This window comes from Azohydromonas lata NBRC 102462 (genome assembly GCF_001571085.1).
Classification (GTDB): domain Bacteria; phylum Pseudomonadota; class Gammaproteobacteria; order Burkholderiales; family Burkholderiaceae_C; genus Azohydromonas; species Azohydromonas lata.
On the sequence record NZ_BCTC01000003.1, the window covers coordinates 1 to 15,939 of the forward strand.

Consider the following 15,939-nt stretch of genomic DNA (forward strand, 5'->3'; position numbering starts at 1 on the left):
GGCGGCCGCCGTCATCCTGGGCAGCAACGGCGTGCTCGCCGGTGACCAGGTGAGCTTCAGCGGTACCGCAACGCTGGCCGACAAGAACGCCGGTGCGGGCAAGGTGGTCAACGTCACCGACATCCATGCCAGCGGCTCGGACAGCGGCAACTACAGCATCAACACGGCGGCCAGCACGACCACGGACGTCACCCCGCGCCTGCTGACGGTGGCGCTGCAGGGCAGCGTGGCCAAGTCCGAAGACGGCAATGCCGGCGCCGCGCTCACGCCGTCCAACTACAGCCTCACGGGCGTGGTGTCCGGCGAGTCCATCGCCATCACCCGCGCCATCGGCCGCTTCGACGACGCCACCGTGGGCACGAACAAGGGCGTGAGCGTTTCGCTGCAGGCCTCGGACTACCAGGCCGGCAACCAGACGCTGCTGGCCAACTACAGCCTGTTCACGGGAACCGTTTCCGGCGCGATTGGCGAGGTGCGTGACGCCGTCACCACGGCACCGGCGTACATCGCCGCCATCAACGCCGGCGCGACGATGGCTGCCGTGCCGTCGCCTGCGCCCGCTCCCGCCGCGGAAGCGGTGCCCACCGTGGCCTCCGCCGAGAAGGGCGTTTCCGAAGGCGAGGATGCCAGCCAGCCGCGCCAAGGCACGGCCCGCAAGGCCGAGGCCACGGTGGTGAGCAACAACACGCGCGAGAACCTGCTGATGCGGCGGACCTTCAGCGTTGGCGACGGCGGTATCCGGCTGCCCGCAGGCGTGCAGGGCTCGGACAAGGACGCCGCCCAGTGAGCGCATACCCGCATCCAATCAATTCCAGCGACATGAGCCATTCACTCCCCTTCTTCCCCGCGGGCCACGGCTCGCGCCCCGCCCTGCTGGCCGCGGCCTTGGCCGCTGCGGTGTGGGCCCTGCCGGCGGCGGCGCAGCCGGTGCCCGACGCCGGGCAAGTGCTGCGGGACCTGCGTCCGCCCGTGGAGCAAGTGCCGCGCGGCGGCGCCACCTTGACCGTGCCGGCCGACACCGACACCAGCGCGGACCAGGGCCAGCGCTTTGCGGTACGCACCCTGCGCATCGAAGGCGTGCGCAGCCTGGACGAGGCCGAGGTGCGCGCGCTCGTGGCGCCGCTGGAAGGCACGCAGGCGAGCCTGGGCGAGTTGCGCCAGGCGGCACAGCGCATCACGCGCTTCTACCGCGAGCGCGGCTTCATCGTGGCGCGGGCCTACTTGCCTGCCCAACAGGTGGTTGACGGCGCAGTGACCATCTCGGTCCTGGAGAGCTCGCTCAACACCTTCTCCTTCGACAACCGCTCCGGCATGCAGGAGCCGGTGATGGCCGCGGTGGTCCAGTCCCAGGATCTGCTGCACAAGCCCATCGTGGCCGACTCCATGGACCGGACGCTGCTGCTGCTGGCGGACCTGCCCGGCGTGGGCAACGTCAGCGGCAACCTCAAGCCCGGCCAGCAGGTGGGGACGTCCGACATGGTCATCTCGGTGGAGCCGGGCAAGGCCGTGGAAGGCGACGTGTCACTGGACAACCACGGCAACCGCTACACCGGCGCGCAGCGGCTCAACGGGCACGTCATGTTCAACAACCCGCGCGGCGTCGGCGACCGCCTGGACCTGCGCGCCACCGTGACCAACGAACAGCTCCTTTCCGGGCGGGCCGCCTACGACCTGCCCCTGAGCGACAACGGCCTGCGCGGCGGCGTGGCGGCCAGCTACAGCCGCTACGAGCTGGGCCGCGAGTTCGCACGGCTGGATGCCTTCGGCTCGGCCCGCAGCGTGACGGCCTACGCGGCGTGGCCGCTGTTGCGCGGCCTGACCCGCAACGTCTGGCTGAGCGGCTCCATCGAGTACCGCGATCTGCACGACGTGGTGCGCTCCACCGGCACCACGACCGACAAGCAGGCGCAGGCCGGCAACTTCGAGGCTTACGGCGATTGGGCCGATGCACTGGCCGGCGGCGGCTACAGCACCTGGCGCGTGGGCGGCACGGTGGGCCATCTGGACATCCAGACGCCGGCGGCGCGGGCGTCGGATGAAGCGGGCCCCAAGGCTGGCGGCGGCTATTCCAAGCTGCAGCTGGGCCTGAGCCGGCTGCAGACCGTCACGTCCGACGTGACGCTGTCCGTGTCGGCCTCGGCCCAAACGGCCAGCAAGAACCTGGATTCGTCGGAGAAGTTCGTCGTGGGCGGCGCCTACGGCGTGCGGGCCTACCCGCAAGGCGAAGGCGTGGGCGACGAGGGCTGGCTGGCCAGCATCGAGCTGCGCCGCCCGCTCAGCGCCCAATGGCAGGCCAGCGTCTTCTACGACGTTGGCGGCGTGCACTACAGCAAGACGCCCTACGCGGCCGGCCGCAACCAGCAGACCTTGCGGGGCATGGGCGTGGGCGTGGCGGGGCAATGGAGCAACGGCGCCTACGTGCGCACCAGCGTGGCCTGGCGTGACGGCGAAGCGTCCATCACCGCGCCGGATCACAACCCGCGGCTGTGGGTCACGGCCGGCTGGCGCTTCTGAGCGCGGGCGGGGCTCACGCCGCCAGCGGCAGGGCCCTGATGCGCGAGGCCTGCCCCGCGCAGCCGAACGCTTCGAAGCGCTCGGCGCAAAGCGCCTGCGCCGCCGCCGTGGCCTGCTTGAGGAAGGCGCGGGGGTCGAACTCGCTGCGCTGCTGCGCCATGGCGCGGCGCATGGCGCCCGTCATGGCCAGGCGTATGTCGGTGTCTATGTTGATCTTGCGCACGCCGTGGCGAATGCCCTCCTGTATCTCGGCCACCGGCACGCCGTAGGTCTCGCGGATGTCGCCGCCGTGCTCGCGGATGACGGCCAGCCACGCCTGCGGCACCGAGGAGGAGCCGTGCATCACCAGGTGCGTGTTGGGCAGCCGGGCGTGGATCTGCTTGATGCGTTCGATCGCCAGGATGTCGCCCGTCGGTTGCCGGCTGAATTTATAGGCACCGTGCGAGGTGCCTATGGCGATGGCCAGCGCGTCCACGCCGGTTTGGGCCACGAAATCGGCGGCCTGGGCCGGGTCGGTGAGCAGTTGCTCGTGCGACAGCGTGCCTTCGGCGCCGACGCCGTCCTCCTCGCCGGCCTGGCCGGACTCCAGCGAGCCCAGGCAGCCCAGCTCGCCCTCCACCGACACGCCCACCGCCTGCGCCATGCGCACCACCTGGCGCGTCACGTCCACGTTGTAGTCGTAGGTCGCGGGCGTCTTGGCGTCCGGCATGAGCGAGCCGTCCATCATCACGCTGGTGAAGCCGGAGCGTATGGCCTGCACGCACACGGCCGGGCTGGCCGCGTGGTCCTGGTGCAGGACGATGGGCAGTTGCGGGTACATCTCGGCCGCGGCTTCCACCATCTTGCGCAGGAAGGGCTCGCCGGCGTATTTGCGCGCGCCCGCCGAGGCCTGCAGGATGACCGGGCTGTCCGTCTGCCGGGCGGCCTGCATGATGGCCTGTATCTGCTCCAGGTTGTTGACGTTGAAGGCCGGCACGCCGTAGCCGTGCTCGGCGGCGTGGTCCAGCAGGTGGCGCAGGGAGATCATGGGCATGGTGTGGCTCCTGAATGGTTGAACGGGACGGGAAAGGTGATTCGAAGCACGAAAGAGGTGAGGCCTTGTGGCATCTCGGATGGCGAGGCTTTGCTGTGTCTCGAAAACGAAGCCCTACGGCATCCGCGAAGAGGCAGCGTTGCGCCCTCTACTTCGTCATTCCCGCGAAGGCGGGAATCCAGGCGGTCCCCAAGTCGGCCGTCAGCTCATGTGATGGCGCACCGAGGACCAGAACCGCAACTGGCCTGCATTGCTTCTGCGCTCCGGTGTGGGACCGCCTGGATTCCCGCCTTCGCGGGAATGACGAGGTAGTAAGGCTGCGTTGCTGGCGTCGGCCGACAGCGACAAGCCAGCAACGCCACGCCGCTACTACCAGCTCAGGCCACCAGCCTCTTCGCCCGCTGCGCCACCGCCTGCGCCGTGAACCCGAAGTGCTCGTACAGCGCCGGCGCGGGCGCCGATTCGCCGAAGCGCTCCAGCGCCACCACGTCGCCGTCCTCGCCCACGTACTTCCACCACAGGCCACTGCGGCCGGCCTCCATGGCCAGGCGCGGCACGCCGCGCGGGATGACGCTGCGCCTGTAAGCCTCGTCCTGCCGCTCGAAAGCCTCCAGGCAGGGCGCGGACACCACGCGCGCGGAGATGCCCTCGTCGGCCAGCCGCTGCGCGGCGGCCAGCGCCAGCCCCACCTCGGAGCCCGTGGCGATGAGCACCACCTGCGCGCCGCGCGCCTCGCGCAGCACGTAGGCGCCGCGGGCGATGAGGGCGGTGCGATCCGCCCCGTCGCCCGCATGCGGCAGCGCCTGGCGGCTCAGCAGCAGGCAGCTGGGCCCGTCGCTGCGCAGCAGCGCCTCCTGCCAGGCCACGGCGGTTTCCGTCGCGTCGGCCGGGCGCCACACGTCCAGGCCCGGGATCAGGCGCAGGCTGTGCGCGTGCTCCACCGGCTGGTGGGTTGGGCCGTCCTCGCCCAGGCCTATGGAGTCGTGCGTGAACACGTGCACCACGGGCAGCCGCATCAGCGCCGCCATGCGCAGCGCGTTGCGCGAGTAGTCCGAGAAGGTCAGGAACGTGCCGCCGAAGGGCCTGTAGCCGCCGTGCAGCGCCACGCCGTTCATCACCGCCGCCATGCCGAACTCGCGCACGCCGTAGTGCACGTGGTTGCCCACGCCGCGGCCGGTGAGCGGTTCGCTGCCTTTCCAGTCCGTGAGGTTGGAGCCCGTCAGGTCCGCCGAGCCGCCGAGCAGCTCCGGCGCGGTGGGCGCCACCGCGTTGAGCAGGTCCTGCGAAGCCTTGCGCGTGGCGACCTTGGCGCCGCGCTGCTCGGCCTCGCGCACGGCCTGCGCCAGCGCGGCCACCGTCGCTTGCGGCAAGCCACCGCGCACGCGGCGCTGGAGCTCGGCCGCCAGCTCGGGGTGGGCCTGCGCGTAGGCATCGAAACGCTGCTGCCACTGCCGGTGTTGCGCCGCCCCGCGCTCCACGGCGTCCCAGGCCTGGCGCACCTCGGCCGGTATCTCAAAGGGCGGCGCGTCCCAGTCCAGCGCCTGGCGGGTGAGCGTGATCTCCGCGTCGCCCAACGGCGCGCCATGCACGTCGGCCGTGCCGGCGCGGTTGGGCGAGCCCTGGCCGATGCGCGTGCGGCAGCACACCAGCACGGGACGGTCGGACTGGCGCGCCCGCGCGATGGCGGCGTCCAGCGCGGCGAAGTCGTGGCCATCCACGTCGCGCAGCACCGTCCAGCCGTAGGCCTCGAAACGCGCGGGGGTGTCGTCGCCGAACCAGCCCTTCACGTTGCCGTCTATGGAGATGCCGTTGTCGTCGTAGAAAGCCACCAGCTTGTTCAGGCCCCAGGTGCCGGCCAGGGAGCAGGCCTCGTGGCTGATGCCCTCCATCAGGCAGCCGTCGCCCAGGAACACCCAGGTGCGGTGGTCCACGATCTCGTGCCCCGGGCGGTTGAACTCGCGCGCCAGCAGTTTTTCGGCCAGCGCCATGCCCACCGCGTTGGTCAAACCTTGGCCCAGCGGGCCGGTGGTGGTTTCCACGCCCGGGGTCAGGCCGACCTCCGGGTGGCCGGGCGTGAGCGAGCCGAGCTGGCGGAAGTTCTGAAGCTCGCGCATGGGCAGCGCGTAGCCGCTCAGGTGCAGCAGCGCGTACAGCAGCATGGAGCCGTGGCCGTTGGAGAGCACGAAGCGGTCGCGGTCGGCCCAGGCCGGATCGGCCGGGTCGTGCTTCAAGTGGTGGCGCCACAGCGCCTCCGCGATGTCGGCCATGCCCATGGGCATGCCGGGATGGCCGGAATTGGCCGCCTGCACGGCGTCCATGGCAAGCACGCGCAAGGCGTTGGCGCAGCGGCGGCGCTGGGAATCGGTGGGCATGGCGTCTCCTTCCTGGCTGTTCAAAGGAATCGTGGTGAGCGGAATAAAAGGTCGTCATGCCCGCTTGGACGGTGCAGCCTGCATGGGCGGCGCGCGGCCCCGGCATCCGAGGCCATTCGCAAATGGCGTCCCCTGCATCGCGCTGACCCGAGAGCCCTGCCCGCCTTCCCAGGCAGGGACCCACACGCGATGCCGGACCTGTCAGTTCCCCGGCTGCACCGTGCGGCCAGGCCTCCCCAGACGGCCTGGTCGCGCGGGCATGACGACGTAAAGCGGTTGTGTGGCGGCGCCCGTTGCCTACGCCACCATGGCCTGCCGGCGGCGCTCCATGAGCCGCAGGATCATGGGCGTGAAGATCAGCTGCATGGCCAGGTCCATCTTGCCGCCGGGCACCACCAGGGTGTTGGCGCGCGACATCCAGGAGTCGTGCAGCATGCTCAGCAGGTAGGGAAAGTCGATGCCCTTGGGATTGGCGAAGCGGATCACCACCAGGCTCTCGTCCGGCGTGGGGATGGTGCGGGCGATGAAGGGGTCGGACGTGTCGACCACCGGCACGCGCTGGAAGTTGATGTGCGTGCGCGTGAACTGCGGGCAGATGTAGTGCACGTACTCGTGCATGCGGCGCAGGATCACGTCCGTCACCGCTTCCGTCGAGTAGCCGCGCGTGGCCTTGTCGCGGTGGATCTTCTGGATCCACTCCAGGTTGATCACCGGCACCACGCCAATGAGCAGGTCGGGGTAGCGGGCGACGTCGTGCTCGTCCGTCTTCACGCCGCCATGCAGGCCTTCGTAGAACAGCAGCTCCGATTCCGGCAGCGGCGCCCAGGGCGTGAAGGTGCCCGGCGGCTGCTTGAAGGGCGCGGCCTCCGCGTCGTCGTGCAGGTACTTGCGCGCTTGGCCGGTGCCGGTTTCGGCGTAGTGGCGGAAGAGGTTTTCCAGCTCGGAGAAGAGGTTGGCGTCGGTGCCGAAGTGGCTGAAGTGCGGCTTGCCATTGGACTCGGCCTCGGCCATCTTCTTCTTCATCTCGGTGCGGTCGAAGCGGTGGAAGCTGTCGCCCTCGACGATGGCGGCGCGCACGCCCTCGCGGCGGAAGATGGTTTCAAAGGTGCGCGTCACCGAGGTGGTGCCGGCGCCTGAGGAGCCGGTGATGGCGACGATGGGATGTTTCACGGACATGGCGGCAGGCTCCTGTGGATCGTCAATTCGGTGGATTCGTGTTTGGGCGCGAAGGGGCGGCTGGCGGTTGGACTGGGTGCGGCGCGAATCCGTAGGAGGCCCGCTTGCGGGCCGAACCGTCGCTTGGCTGCAATTCGGCCCGCAAGCGGGCCTCCTACAAGCTCACGGCGAGGCACCTGTCAGACCGGCGCGAACAACCCGCGCTGGCCGAACAGCGGCGATCTGTAGCCCCCGTCCAGCAGTTGTTCCTCGTGGTAGCGCTCGATGCGCTCCACCTCGTCGGCCGAGCCGAAGATGAAGCCGACGCGCTGCTGCAGGGCCTCGGGCTCCAGCGTGAGCACGCGGTGCCGCCCGGTGCTGGCGCAACCGCCGGCCTGCTCGATGAGCATGCCCACCGGGTTGGCCTGGTGCAGCAGTTGCAGCCGCCCGGCGCGCTGCGGGTCCGTGCCGTCGCGCGGGCACAGGAACACGCCGCCGCGCAGCAGGATGCGGTGCGTCTCCGCCACCAGCGAGGCGATCCAGCGCATGGAGAAGTCCGCCCCGCGCACGCCGCCGCTGCCGGCCAGGCACTCGTCCACGTAGCGCTTGACGGCCGGCTCCCAGAAGCGGCTGTGCGAGGCGTTGATGGCGAACTCCCGCGTGCGCCGCGGCACCTGCAGGTTGGGATGGCTGAGCATCCATTCGCCCAGCTGCGGGTCCAGCGTGAAGCCGTGCGTGCCGTTGCCAAAGCTCAGCACCAGCATGGTGGCCGGGCCATAGAGCGCGTAGCCCGCGCACACCTGGCTGCTGCCGGGCTGCAGCCAGTCCGTGTCGCCCGGCGGGGCGCCGGCCTGCGGCGCGCGCAGCACCGAGAACAGGCTGCCCACGCCGTGGTTGATGTCCAGGTTGCCCGCGCCGTCCAGCGCCTCGAACAGCAGCAGGTACTTGCCGCGCGGATAGGGCTCGGGAATGGGCGTGGCCGGCGCCTCGCCGCAGGCCGAGTAGCCCGCCAGGTTGCCGCCCCATTCGCACGCGCGGGTGAAGGCGTCGCGGGCGAACTGCAGGGTGGGCTCGCGCTCGGCGTCCTGGCCCAGCGCGCCGCGGGCCACGCGCGCGGCGATGGCCTTGCAGGCCAGCGACACGTCGGTCACCAGCGCGTTGAGCTCGCCCGTGGCGCGCGGGTGGCGCCGGCGTTCCTCGATGAGGAACTGCGTGAGGTTGCTGCGGCCTTCTATCAGCATGGGGAGGTCTCCTGAAGTTTGTTTTGAGATGGTTTTCTTGAGCCGAACGGGAGGGTGGGCGCTTCAGCCGCTCACGGCCTGCGGCGGCAGCAGCGCCAGCAACTGCTGCGGCGCGCGCAGCCGCCACACCGCCGGCCCGGGGTCGGCCACGCCGCCGTAGCCCCACGCCACCAGCGCGGCGGCGCAGCCCGCCGCGGCGGCGGCACCCAGGTCGGCCGGGCCGTCGCCCACCATGAGCAGCCGCGAGGGCATCACGCCGAACCATTGGGCGGCCGTCAGCAGCAGCGTGGGCGCGGGCTTGCGCTGCTCGGGGCTGTCCGCCCCCAGCACCACCGTGCACCAGGGCAGCAGGCCGGCCGCGTCCAGCACCGCGCGCGCCAGCGGCGTGGGCTTGTTGGTCACCACGGCCAGCGGCATGCGGCGCGAGAGCTGGCGCAGCGTGGCCTCCACCCCTTCGTAGGCGTGGCCGTGCGCCAGCGGCGCGGCCAGCGTGGCCTCGTCGAAGTGGCGGCGCAGCCGCTGCAGCAGCGTGGGGTGCGGGTCGCTCACCCCGCGCGCGCCCAGGGCACGGCGGATGAGCGCGTCCGGCCCGTCGCCCACCCAGCCGCGCACGGTGCGCAGCTCGAAGCCGGCGTCCAGGTGCTCGCGGCGCAACGCGTGGGCAAGCGCGGCGGCGATGTCCGGCGCGCTGTCCACCAGCGTGCCGTCCAGGTCCAGCGCGATGGCGTCGGCACGCATCACGCCGCGCCCTGGTAGAGCTGCCGCACCGCGCAGGCGGCCGGCGGGTGGCGCAACTGCTCCAGGCCCTGCAGCGTGAGCCAGGGCGCGTCCGGCAAGCGGGCGCCGGGCTCGCCGGCCAGCGGCTCACCGGGGTCGCCCAAGTGCGGCAGCAGCAGATCGGCGCCGGTGAAATCCTCCGCCTCGCTCCACCAGGTGGGGGTGACCACGGTCCACAGCCCGGCGCCGCGCGCGGCGCGCAGGCCGTGGGCCGAGTCCTCAAACGCGATGGCCTCCTCGGCGTCCGCGCCCAGGGTGCGAAGGACCAGCTCGTACACGTCCGGCGCGGGCTTCTTGCTCGCCACCAGGTCGCCGCAGGCGATGACGCCGAACAGGCCCGGGCCCTGCGGCCCCAGCGTGGCGGTGAGCAGTGCCTCCACGTTGGCCGGGCTGGTGGTGCTGGCGATGGCCAGGTGCATGCCGGCCTCGTGCGCCTCGCGCAACAGCCGCGCCACGCCGGGGCGCAGCTTCAACCGGCCGCCCGTCACCATGGCCGCGTAGTGCCGCGTCTTGGCCGCGTGCAGCGCCGGGATGTGGGCCTGCAACGCGCGGCGGTCGACCTCGCCCAGGTCCAGCGAGGCGGCGTGGTGCGCCATGCGCTCCTTGCCGCCGGTCACGTGCAGCAACTCGCGGTAGAGCGTCCGGCTCCAGTCCCAGCGCAGGCCGGCGTCGGCGAAGGCGGCGTTGAACGCCTGGCGATGCAGCTCCTCGGTGTCGGCCAGCGTGCCGTCCACGTCGAAGATCAGGGTGGTGATGCTCACGGGCAGGTCCTTGCGGTGGTGCCGTTGGGGGGCGATGCAGGTTTCAGGCCGCGTGGCGCGCGGCAAACACGCGGCTGGCCGTGACGTCGGCGGCCTGCAGCGTCACGAGCTGCTCCGGCTGCAGCGGCACGTCGCTGTCGAACAGCCGCGTGGCATGGCGCAGCCGCATGCGGTCCAGCGCGTTGCGCACGGAGCGCGCGTTGGCGAAGTGCGGCTGCGCGCGGCGCAGCGCGATGTAGCGCGCGAAGGCCTGCAGCGCCCCGTCGTCGAAGCGGTAGTGCAGCTTCTCCAGCATGAGCTGCGCGATGCGCAGCAGCTCCGGCTCGGTGTAGTCGGGGAAATCGATGTGGTGCGCGATGCGCGAGGCCATCCCCGGGTTGGAGCCGAAGAAGGTCTGCATGCGGTCCTTGTAGCCGGCCAGGATCACCACGATGTCCTCGCGCTGGTTCTCCATCACCTGCAGCAGGATCTCGATGGCCTCCTGGCCGTAGTCGCGCTCGTTCTCCGGGCGGTAGAGGTAGTAGGCCTCGTCGATGAAGAGCACACCGCCCATGGCCTTCTTGAGCACCTCGCGCGTCTTGGGCGCGGTGTGGCCGATGAACTGGCCCACCAGGTCGTCGCGCGTGACGGCCACGAGGTGCCCCTTGCGCACGTAGCCCAGCTGCTTGAGCACCTCGGCCATGCGCAGCGCCACCGTGGTCTTGCCCGTGCCCGGGTTGCCGGTGAAGCACATGTGCAGCGAGGGGGGCTGGGAACTGAAGCCCTGTTGGGCGCGCAGCTTGTCCACCAGCAGCAGCGCGGCGATGTCGTGGATGCGGCCCTTCACCGGGGCCAGGCCCACCAGCTCGGCGTCGAGCTGCGCCAGCACCGCCTTGACGCCGCTGCTCTCGAAGAGCTGGCGCGGGCTCTCAATCGGGGCCGTGGGAACCGCCGTGGCGGCGGACGAGGCCGCCACGGCCTGGGAAGCGTCGAGCACGTCGGCTTGCATGGCGGCCTCCTGCATCAGCCGTAGCGCGCGCCTTCGGGCCGCGCCTGCGCCGCGTAGCCCTCGATGCGGTAGTGCACCTGGCGCCCCGGCCCCTCGGAGCGCACCAGGCGGAAGCCCGGCTCGTCCTGCGGACGGTTGACGATGAAGGACAGCACCACCGACTCCGTGCCGTGCGTGGAGTCGAAGGCCGTCACGCGGATGTAGTGGTGGGGGAAGGCCTTGCGGCAGTCCTTGATCTCCATGAGCACGCCGGCGGGGTCCTGCAGGTCGAACATGGGGTTGCCGTGCATTTCCCAGAAGGTGTTGCGCGGGTGCGGGTCGTCGGTGTACTCGATGCCGACGGCCCAGCCCTTGTCGAGGGCGTATTCGACCTGCTTGAGGATCTGCTCGTCCGTGAGGTCCGGCAGGAAGGAGAAGGTGCCTTGGGTCAGACGCATGTGAGGCTCCGGTTGCGATCGGGTCAGGCCACCGAGGGGGTGGGGACGAAGTCCGAGGTGTCGGTGGGCGTGTAGTTGAAGCTGATATCGCCCCAGGTATCGAGCGCGGCCTGCAGCGGCGTGCACCACTTGGCGGCAGCGCGCAGGATGTCCGGGCCTTCTTCCTTGATGTTGCGGCCCTCGTTGCGCGCCAGCACCATGGCTTCCAGCGCGACGCGGTTGGCCGTGGCGCCGGCCTGGATGCCCTGCGGGTGGCCTATCGTGCCGCCGCCGAACTGCAGCACCACGTCGTCGCCGAAGAGGTCGATGAGCTGGTGCATCTGCCCGGCGTGGATGCCGCCGGAGGCCACGGGCATGACCTTGCGCAGCGCGCCCCAGTCCTGCTCGAAGAAGATGCCGCGCGGCAGGTCCGGCACGGTGTGCGTGTCCCGGCACACGTTGTAATAGCCCTGTACCGTCAGCGGGTCACCTTCGAGCTTGCCCACCGCCGTGCCGGCGTGGATGTGGTCCACGCCCGCCATGCGCATCCACTTGGCGATGACGCGGAAAGAGACGCCGTGGCTCTTCTGCCGCGTGTAGGTGCCGTGGCCCGCGCGGTGCAGGTGCAGGATCATGTCGTGCTGCCGGCACCAGTGGCTCAAGGACTGGATGGCCGTGTAGCCCACCACCAGGTCCACCATCACGATGACCGAGCCCAGCTCCTTGGCGAACTCGGCGCGGCGGTACATCTCCTCCATCGTCCCGGCCGTGACGTTGAGGTAGCTGCCCTTGACCTCGCCCGTGGCGGCGCTGGCCTTGTTGACGGCGTCCATCACGAACAGGAAGCGGTCGCGCCAGTGCATGAAGGGCTGCGAGTTGATGTTCTCGTCGTCCTTCATGAAGTCCAGGCCGCCCTTGAGCCCTTCGTAGACCACGCGGCCGTAGTTGCGCCCGGACAGGCCCAGCTTGGGTTTGGTGGTCGCCCCCAGCAGCGGGCGGCCGTACTTGTCCAGCCGCTCGCGCTCCACGATCACGCCGGTGGGCGGGCCGCTGAAGGTCTTCACGTAGGCCACGGGGAACTTCATGTCCTCCAGCCGCGCCGCCTTCAGCGGCTTGAAGCTGAAGACGTTGCCGATGATGGAGGCCGCCACGTTGGTGATGGAGCCTTCCTCGAACAGGCTCAGGTCGTAGGCCACCCAGCAGAAATACTGGCCCGGCTGGCCCGGCACGGGCTCCACGCGGTAGCACTTGGCGCGGTACATGTCGCAGGCGGTGAGGCGGTCGGTCCAGACCACGGTCCAGGTGGCGGTGGACGACTCGCCGGCCACGGCGGCGCCGGCCTCCACTGGGTCCACGCCCTCCTGCGGCGTGATGCGGAACAGCGCCAGGATGTCCGTCTCCTTGGGCTCGTAGTCCGGGTTCCAGTAGCCCATCTGCGCGTACTTGAGCACGCCGGCCGCGTAGCGCTTGGTGGCGTCCACGATCTGCTTGAGTTCGTTCATCTCGCCCATGGACCTTGCTCCTTCGTAGTACTTGGCTGGTTGTCCGACACCGGTTTGCATCGGCATGGGCTGGACTCTAGGGAGGGCTTGGAATCAGGAAAAGTTAATTGTTTTTAAGTTGATATCAGCTTTGGCTAATATCAGGCGCATGTCAGCGCTGCGCCATGCCACCTTCAAGCAACTTGCCGCCTTGCACGCCGTGGCGCGCCTGGGCAGTGTTTCGGCCGCCGCGGCGGAGCTGCACCTGACGCAGCCGGCGGTGTCCATACAGATCGCCGCGCTGGAAGAGGCCGCCGGCGCGCCGCTGCTGCAGCGCACCGGGCGCGGCATACGGCTGACCGAGGCCGGCACGCTGCTGGCGGGCTACGCGGGGCGCATCCTAGAGCTCTGGCGCGAGGCCGGCGACGAGATGGCCGCGCAGCACGGAGACTTTTCGGGAACGCTGCGGGTGGGTGCTGTCACAACCGCCGAGTACCTGCTGCCGCCGCTGCTGGTGGCTTTCGCCAACGCCCACCCGCGCGTCAAGGTGAAGCTGCAGGTGGGCAACCGCGACCAGATCGTGCGCATGCTCGCCGGCCAGGAGGTGGACCTGGTCATCATGGGACGCCCCCCGGCCGAGCTGAAGACGGTGTCCGCGGCATTTGCGCGACACCCCATGGCCTTCCTCGCTGCACCGCAGCATGCGCTGATGCGTGAAACCGGTCTCAAATTGGCGCACTTGCTCGATGCCGATCTTCTGGTGCGAGAACGCGGCTCAGGCACGCGCGCCACGGTGGAAACGCTGTTCCGCGAGGCCGGCCTGCCGCTGCGCCTGGGCTCGGAAATGTCCAGCAACGAGGCCATCAAGCAGATGTGCGCCGCGGGCCTGGGCGTGGCCTTCCTGTCGCTGCACACCTGCGTGCTGGAGATGCAGGCCGGGCTGCTGGCGCTGCTGCCCCTGCCGGGCAACCCCATCGAGCGCGATTGGCACGTCATGCACCTGGCCGCGCGCCAGCTGCCGCAGGTGGCCGCGGCCTTCGAACGCTTCCTCTGCGAGCAGGGGCAGGCGCTGGTGCGTGCGCAGCTCGAACGCCTGCCGCACCCGGTGCTGTAACGCGCTGACGCGCGGCCCGCGCGCCACTGTTCAATTTTGGCTGAACCCGCAGGGTCTGCACCTAGTGGTGGCGCCACGGGCGGCTCACTACAAAGCGCTCCTGGGAGCCCGTCATGGACGCCACGGTGGTCCCACTGACATATCACCAGGAGACGAGAAATGACCTTGAGACTGAAGCCTTCGATCGCGTTGATGGCACACACCTTCGGCGGCTTGCTGCTCGCCGTACCCGCCGTGGCGCTGGCCAACGCCGACGTGGAGAAGAACATCGCCAACCCCAAGAACTGGGCGATGCAGGCGGGCGACATGTACAACCAGCGCTACAGCCAGCTCAAGCAGATCAACACCGGCAACGTCGGCAAGATGCAGGTGGCCTGGACCTTCTCCACCGGCGTGCTGCGCGGCCACGAGGGCTCGCCGCTGGTGATCGACGGCACCATGTACCTGCACTCGCCCTTCCCCAACAAGGTCTTCGCCATCGACCTGGAGACGCAGAAGATCAAGTGGAAGTACGAGCCCAAGCAGGACACGGCCGTGGTCGCGCAGATGTGCTGCGACACCGTCAACCGCGGCCTGGCCTACGCCGAGGGCAAGGTCTTCCTGCAGCAGGCCGACTCCACGCTGGTGGCGCTCAACGCGGCCGACGGCAAGGTGGTGTGGAGCGTGAAGAACGGCGACCCCAAGCTCGGCGCCGTCAACACCAACGCCCCGCACGTGTTCAAGGACAAGGTCATCACCGGCATCTCCGGCGGCGAATGGGGCGTGCGCGGCTTCCTGGCGGCCTACGACATCAACACCGGGCGCCAGGTCTGGAAGGCCTACAGCGTCGGCCCCGACGCCGAGATGCTGATGGACCCCGACAAGACCATGACCTGGGCCGACGGTGGCTTGAAGCCCGTGGGCAAGGACTCCTCCCTCAAGACCTGGCAGGGCGACCAGTGGAAGACCGGCGGCGGCACCACCTGGGGTTGGTACAGCTACGACAAGGGCACCAACCTGATGTACTACGGCACCGGCAACCCCTCCACCTGGAACCCCGCGCAGCGCCCGGGCGACAACAAGTGGTCCATGACCATCTTCGCGCGTGACGTGGACACGGGCGTGGCCAAGTGGGCCTACCAGATGACGCCCTACGACGAGTGGGACTTCGACGGCATCAACGAGATGATCCTGGCCGACATCCCGGTCAAGGGCAAGCAGACCAAGGCGCTGGTGCACTTCGACCGCAACGGCTTCGCCTACACCATGGACCGCGTCTCCGGCGCGCTGCTGGTGGCCGAGAAGTACGACCCCAAGGTGAACTGGGCCACGCACGTGGACATGCGCACGGGCCGCCCGCAGGTGGTCAAGCAGTTCTCCACCGCGCAGAACGGGCCTGACGTCAACACCAAGGGCATCTGCCCCGCCGCGCTGGGCACCAAGGACCAGCAGCCGGCCTCCTTCGACCCCAACACCAAGCTCTTCTACGTGCCCACCAACCACGTGTGCATGGACTACGAGCCCTTCAAGGTCGAGTACACCGCCGGCCAGCCCTACGTGGGCGCCACGCTGTCCATGTACCCCGCCCCGGGCAGCCACGGCGGCATGGGCAACTACATCGCCTGGGACGCCGGCACGGGCAAGATCGTCCAGACCAAGGCCGAGAAGTTCTCGGTGTGGAGCGGCGCGCTCAACACGGCCGGCGGCCTGAGCTGCTTCGGCACGCTGGAGGGCTACCTCAAGTGCGTGGACGCCAAGGACATCAACAAGGAGCTGTTCAAGTTCAAGACGCCCTCCGGGATCATCGGAAACGTGTTCACCTACGAGCACAAGGGCAAGCAGTACATGGGCGTCTTCTCCGGCATCGGCGGCTGGGCCGGCATCGGCATGGCCGCGGGCCTGGAGAAGGACAACGACGGCTTGGGCGCCGTGGGCGGCTACCGCGAGCTCAACCAGTACACCGAGCTGGGCGGCTCGCTGACGGTGTTCGCCCTGCCCAACTGAGCCTGAGCCCGCGTTGATCCGGCCGGCCCGCGGGGGCCGGCCCACAGAGGGGCTCGAACCCCTCGCAGCTCAGCGCCTGCTTCAACCGCTGGACGACGGCGGCG

Annotated in this window: 13 protein-coding genes; 4 read left to right on the top strand and 9 right to left on the bottom strand. The window is 69.8% G+C overall.

Annotation, left to right across the window (positions count from 1 at the left end; translation table 11 throughout):
• Together ALA01S_RS33860 and ALA01S_RS01865 are read left to right on the top strand one after the other, a co-directional pair.
• A partial coding sequence (locus tag ALA01S_RS33860) for a YDG domain-containing protein (RefSeq protein WP_169805832.1) occupies nt 1-787 on the top strand: 787 nt, incomplete at its 5' end.
• A 32-nt stretch (nt 788-819) separates the two neighbouring features.
• Nucleotides 820-2,514, top strand: coding sequence for a ShlB/FhaC/HecB family hemolysin secretion/activation protein (locus ALA01S_RS01865; RefSeq protein WP_066331250.1), 1,695 nt, complete (start codon nt 820-822; stop codon nt 2,512-2,514).
• Nucleotides 2,515-2,527: 13 nt separating this feature from the next.
• Here the strand turns inward: ALA01S_RS01865 and fba are convergent, their stop codons facing one another.
• The 9 genes from fba to ALA01S_RS01910 form a co-directional block, all read right to left on the bottom strand.
• Nucleotides 2,528-3,547 (bottom strand): class II fructose-bisphosphate aldolase, encoded by a 1,020-nt coding sequence (gene fba / locus ALA01S_RS01870; protein WP_066331252.1) that lies wholly within the window; start codon nt 3,545-3,547, stop codon nt 2,528-2,530.
• Nucleotides 3,548-3,924: 377 nt separating this feature from the next.
• A complete protein-coding gene (gene tkt, locus ALA01S_RS01875; RefSeq protein WP_066331256.1) occupies nt 3,925-5,919 on the bottom strand; it encodes a transketolase in 1,995 nt (664 codons plus the stop codon).
• 297 nt (nt 5,920-6,216) lie between these two features.
• On the bottom strand, nt 6,217-7,095 hold the full coding sequence (locus tag ALA01S_RS01880; RefSeq protein WP_066331259.1) for a phosphoribulokinase: 879 nt from the start codon (nt 7,093-7,095) through the stop codon (nt 6,217-6,219).
• Nucleotides 7,096-7,274: 179 nt separating this feature from the next.
• Nucleotides 7,275-8,315 carry a class 1 fructose-bisphosphatase gene (locus ALA01S_RS01885; protein ID WP_066331261.1) on the bottom strand — a complete coding sequence of 347 codons (1,041 nt, stop codon included), beginning with the start codon at nt 8,313-8,315 and terminating at the stop codon, nt 7,275-7,277.
• Nucleotides 8,316-8,378: 63 nt separating this feature from the next.
• Complete coding sequence (locus tag ALA01S_RS01890; RefSeq protein ID WP_066331264.1) at nt 8,379-9,053, bottom strand: HAD family hydrolase; 675 nt, start codon at nt 9,051-9,053, stop codon at nt 8,379-8,381.
• Complete coding sequence (locus ALA01S_RS01895) at nt 9,053-9,847, bottom strand: HAD-IA family hydrolase (protein ID WP_373862970.1); 795 nt, start codon at nt 9,845-9,847, stop codon at nt 9,053-9,055. Before ALA01S_RS01895 ends, ALA01S_RS01890 begins: the two co-directional genes overlap by 1 nt.
• 49 nt (nt 9,848-9,896) lie before the next feature.
• Entirely contained in the window at nt 9,897-10,841 is a 945-nt protein-coding gene (gene cbbX, locus ALA01S_RS01900) for a CbbX protein (protein ID WP_084267139.1), read from the bottom strand.
• 14 nt (nt 10,842-10,855) lie between these two features.
• Nucleotides 10,856-11,278: a ribulose bisphosphate carboxylase small subunit gene (locus ALA01S_RS01905; protein ID WP_066331267.1), complete on the bottom strand. Its 423-nt coding sequence runs from the start codon at nt 11,276-11,278 to the stop codon at nt 10,856-10,858.
• Nucleotides 11,279-11,301: 23 nt separating this feature from the next.
• A complete protein-coding gene (locus ALA01S_RS01910) occupies nt 11,302-12,759 on the bottom strand; it encodes a form I ribulose bisphosphate carboxylase large subunit (protein ID WP_307189664.1) in 1,458 nt (485 codons plus the stop codon).
• A gap of 148 nt (nt 12,760-12,907) precedes the next feature.
• Between ALA01S_RS01910 and ALA01S_RS01915 the strand changes: the two genes are divergently transcribed.
• The gene (locus ALA01S_RS01915; RefSeq protein ID WP_066331280.1) at nt 12,908-13,852 is read left to right on the top strand and encodes a LysR substrate-binding domain-containing protein; all 945 of its coding nucleotides are present in this window, start codon (nt 12,908-12,910) and stop codon (nt 13,850-13,852) included.
• Between the two features lie 192 nt (nt 13,853-14,044).
• A complete protein-coding gene (xoxF, locus tag ALA01S_RS01920) occupies nt 14,045-15,835 on the top strand; it encodes a PQQ-dependent ethylene glycol dehydrogenase XoxF (RefSeq protein WP_066331282.1) in 1,791 nt (596 codons plus the stop codon).
• Nucleotides 15,836-15,939: the final 104 nt, after the last annotated feature.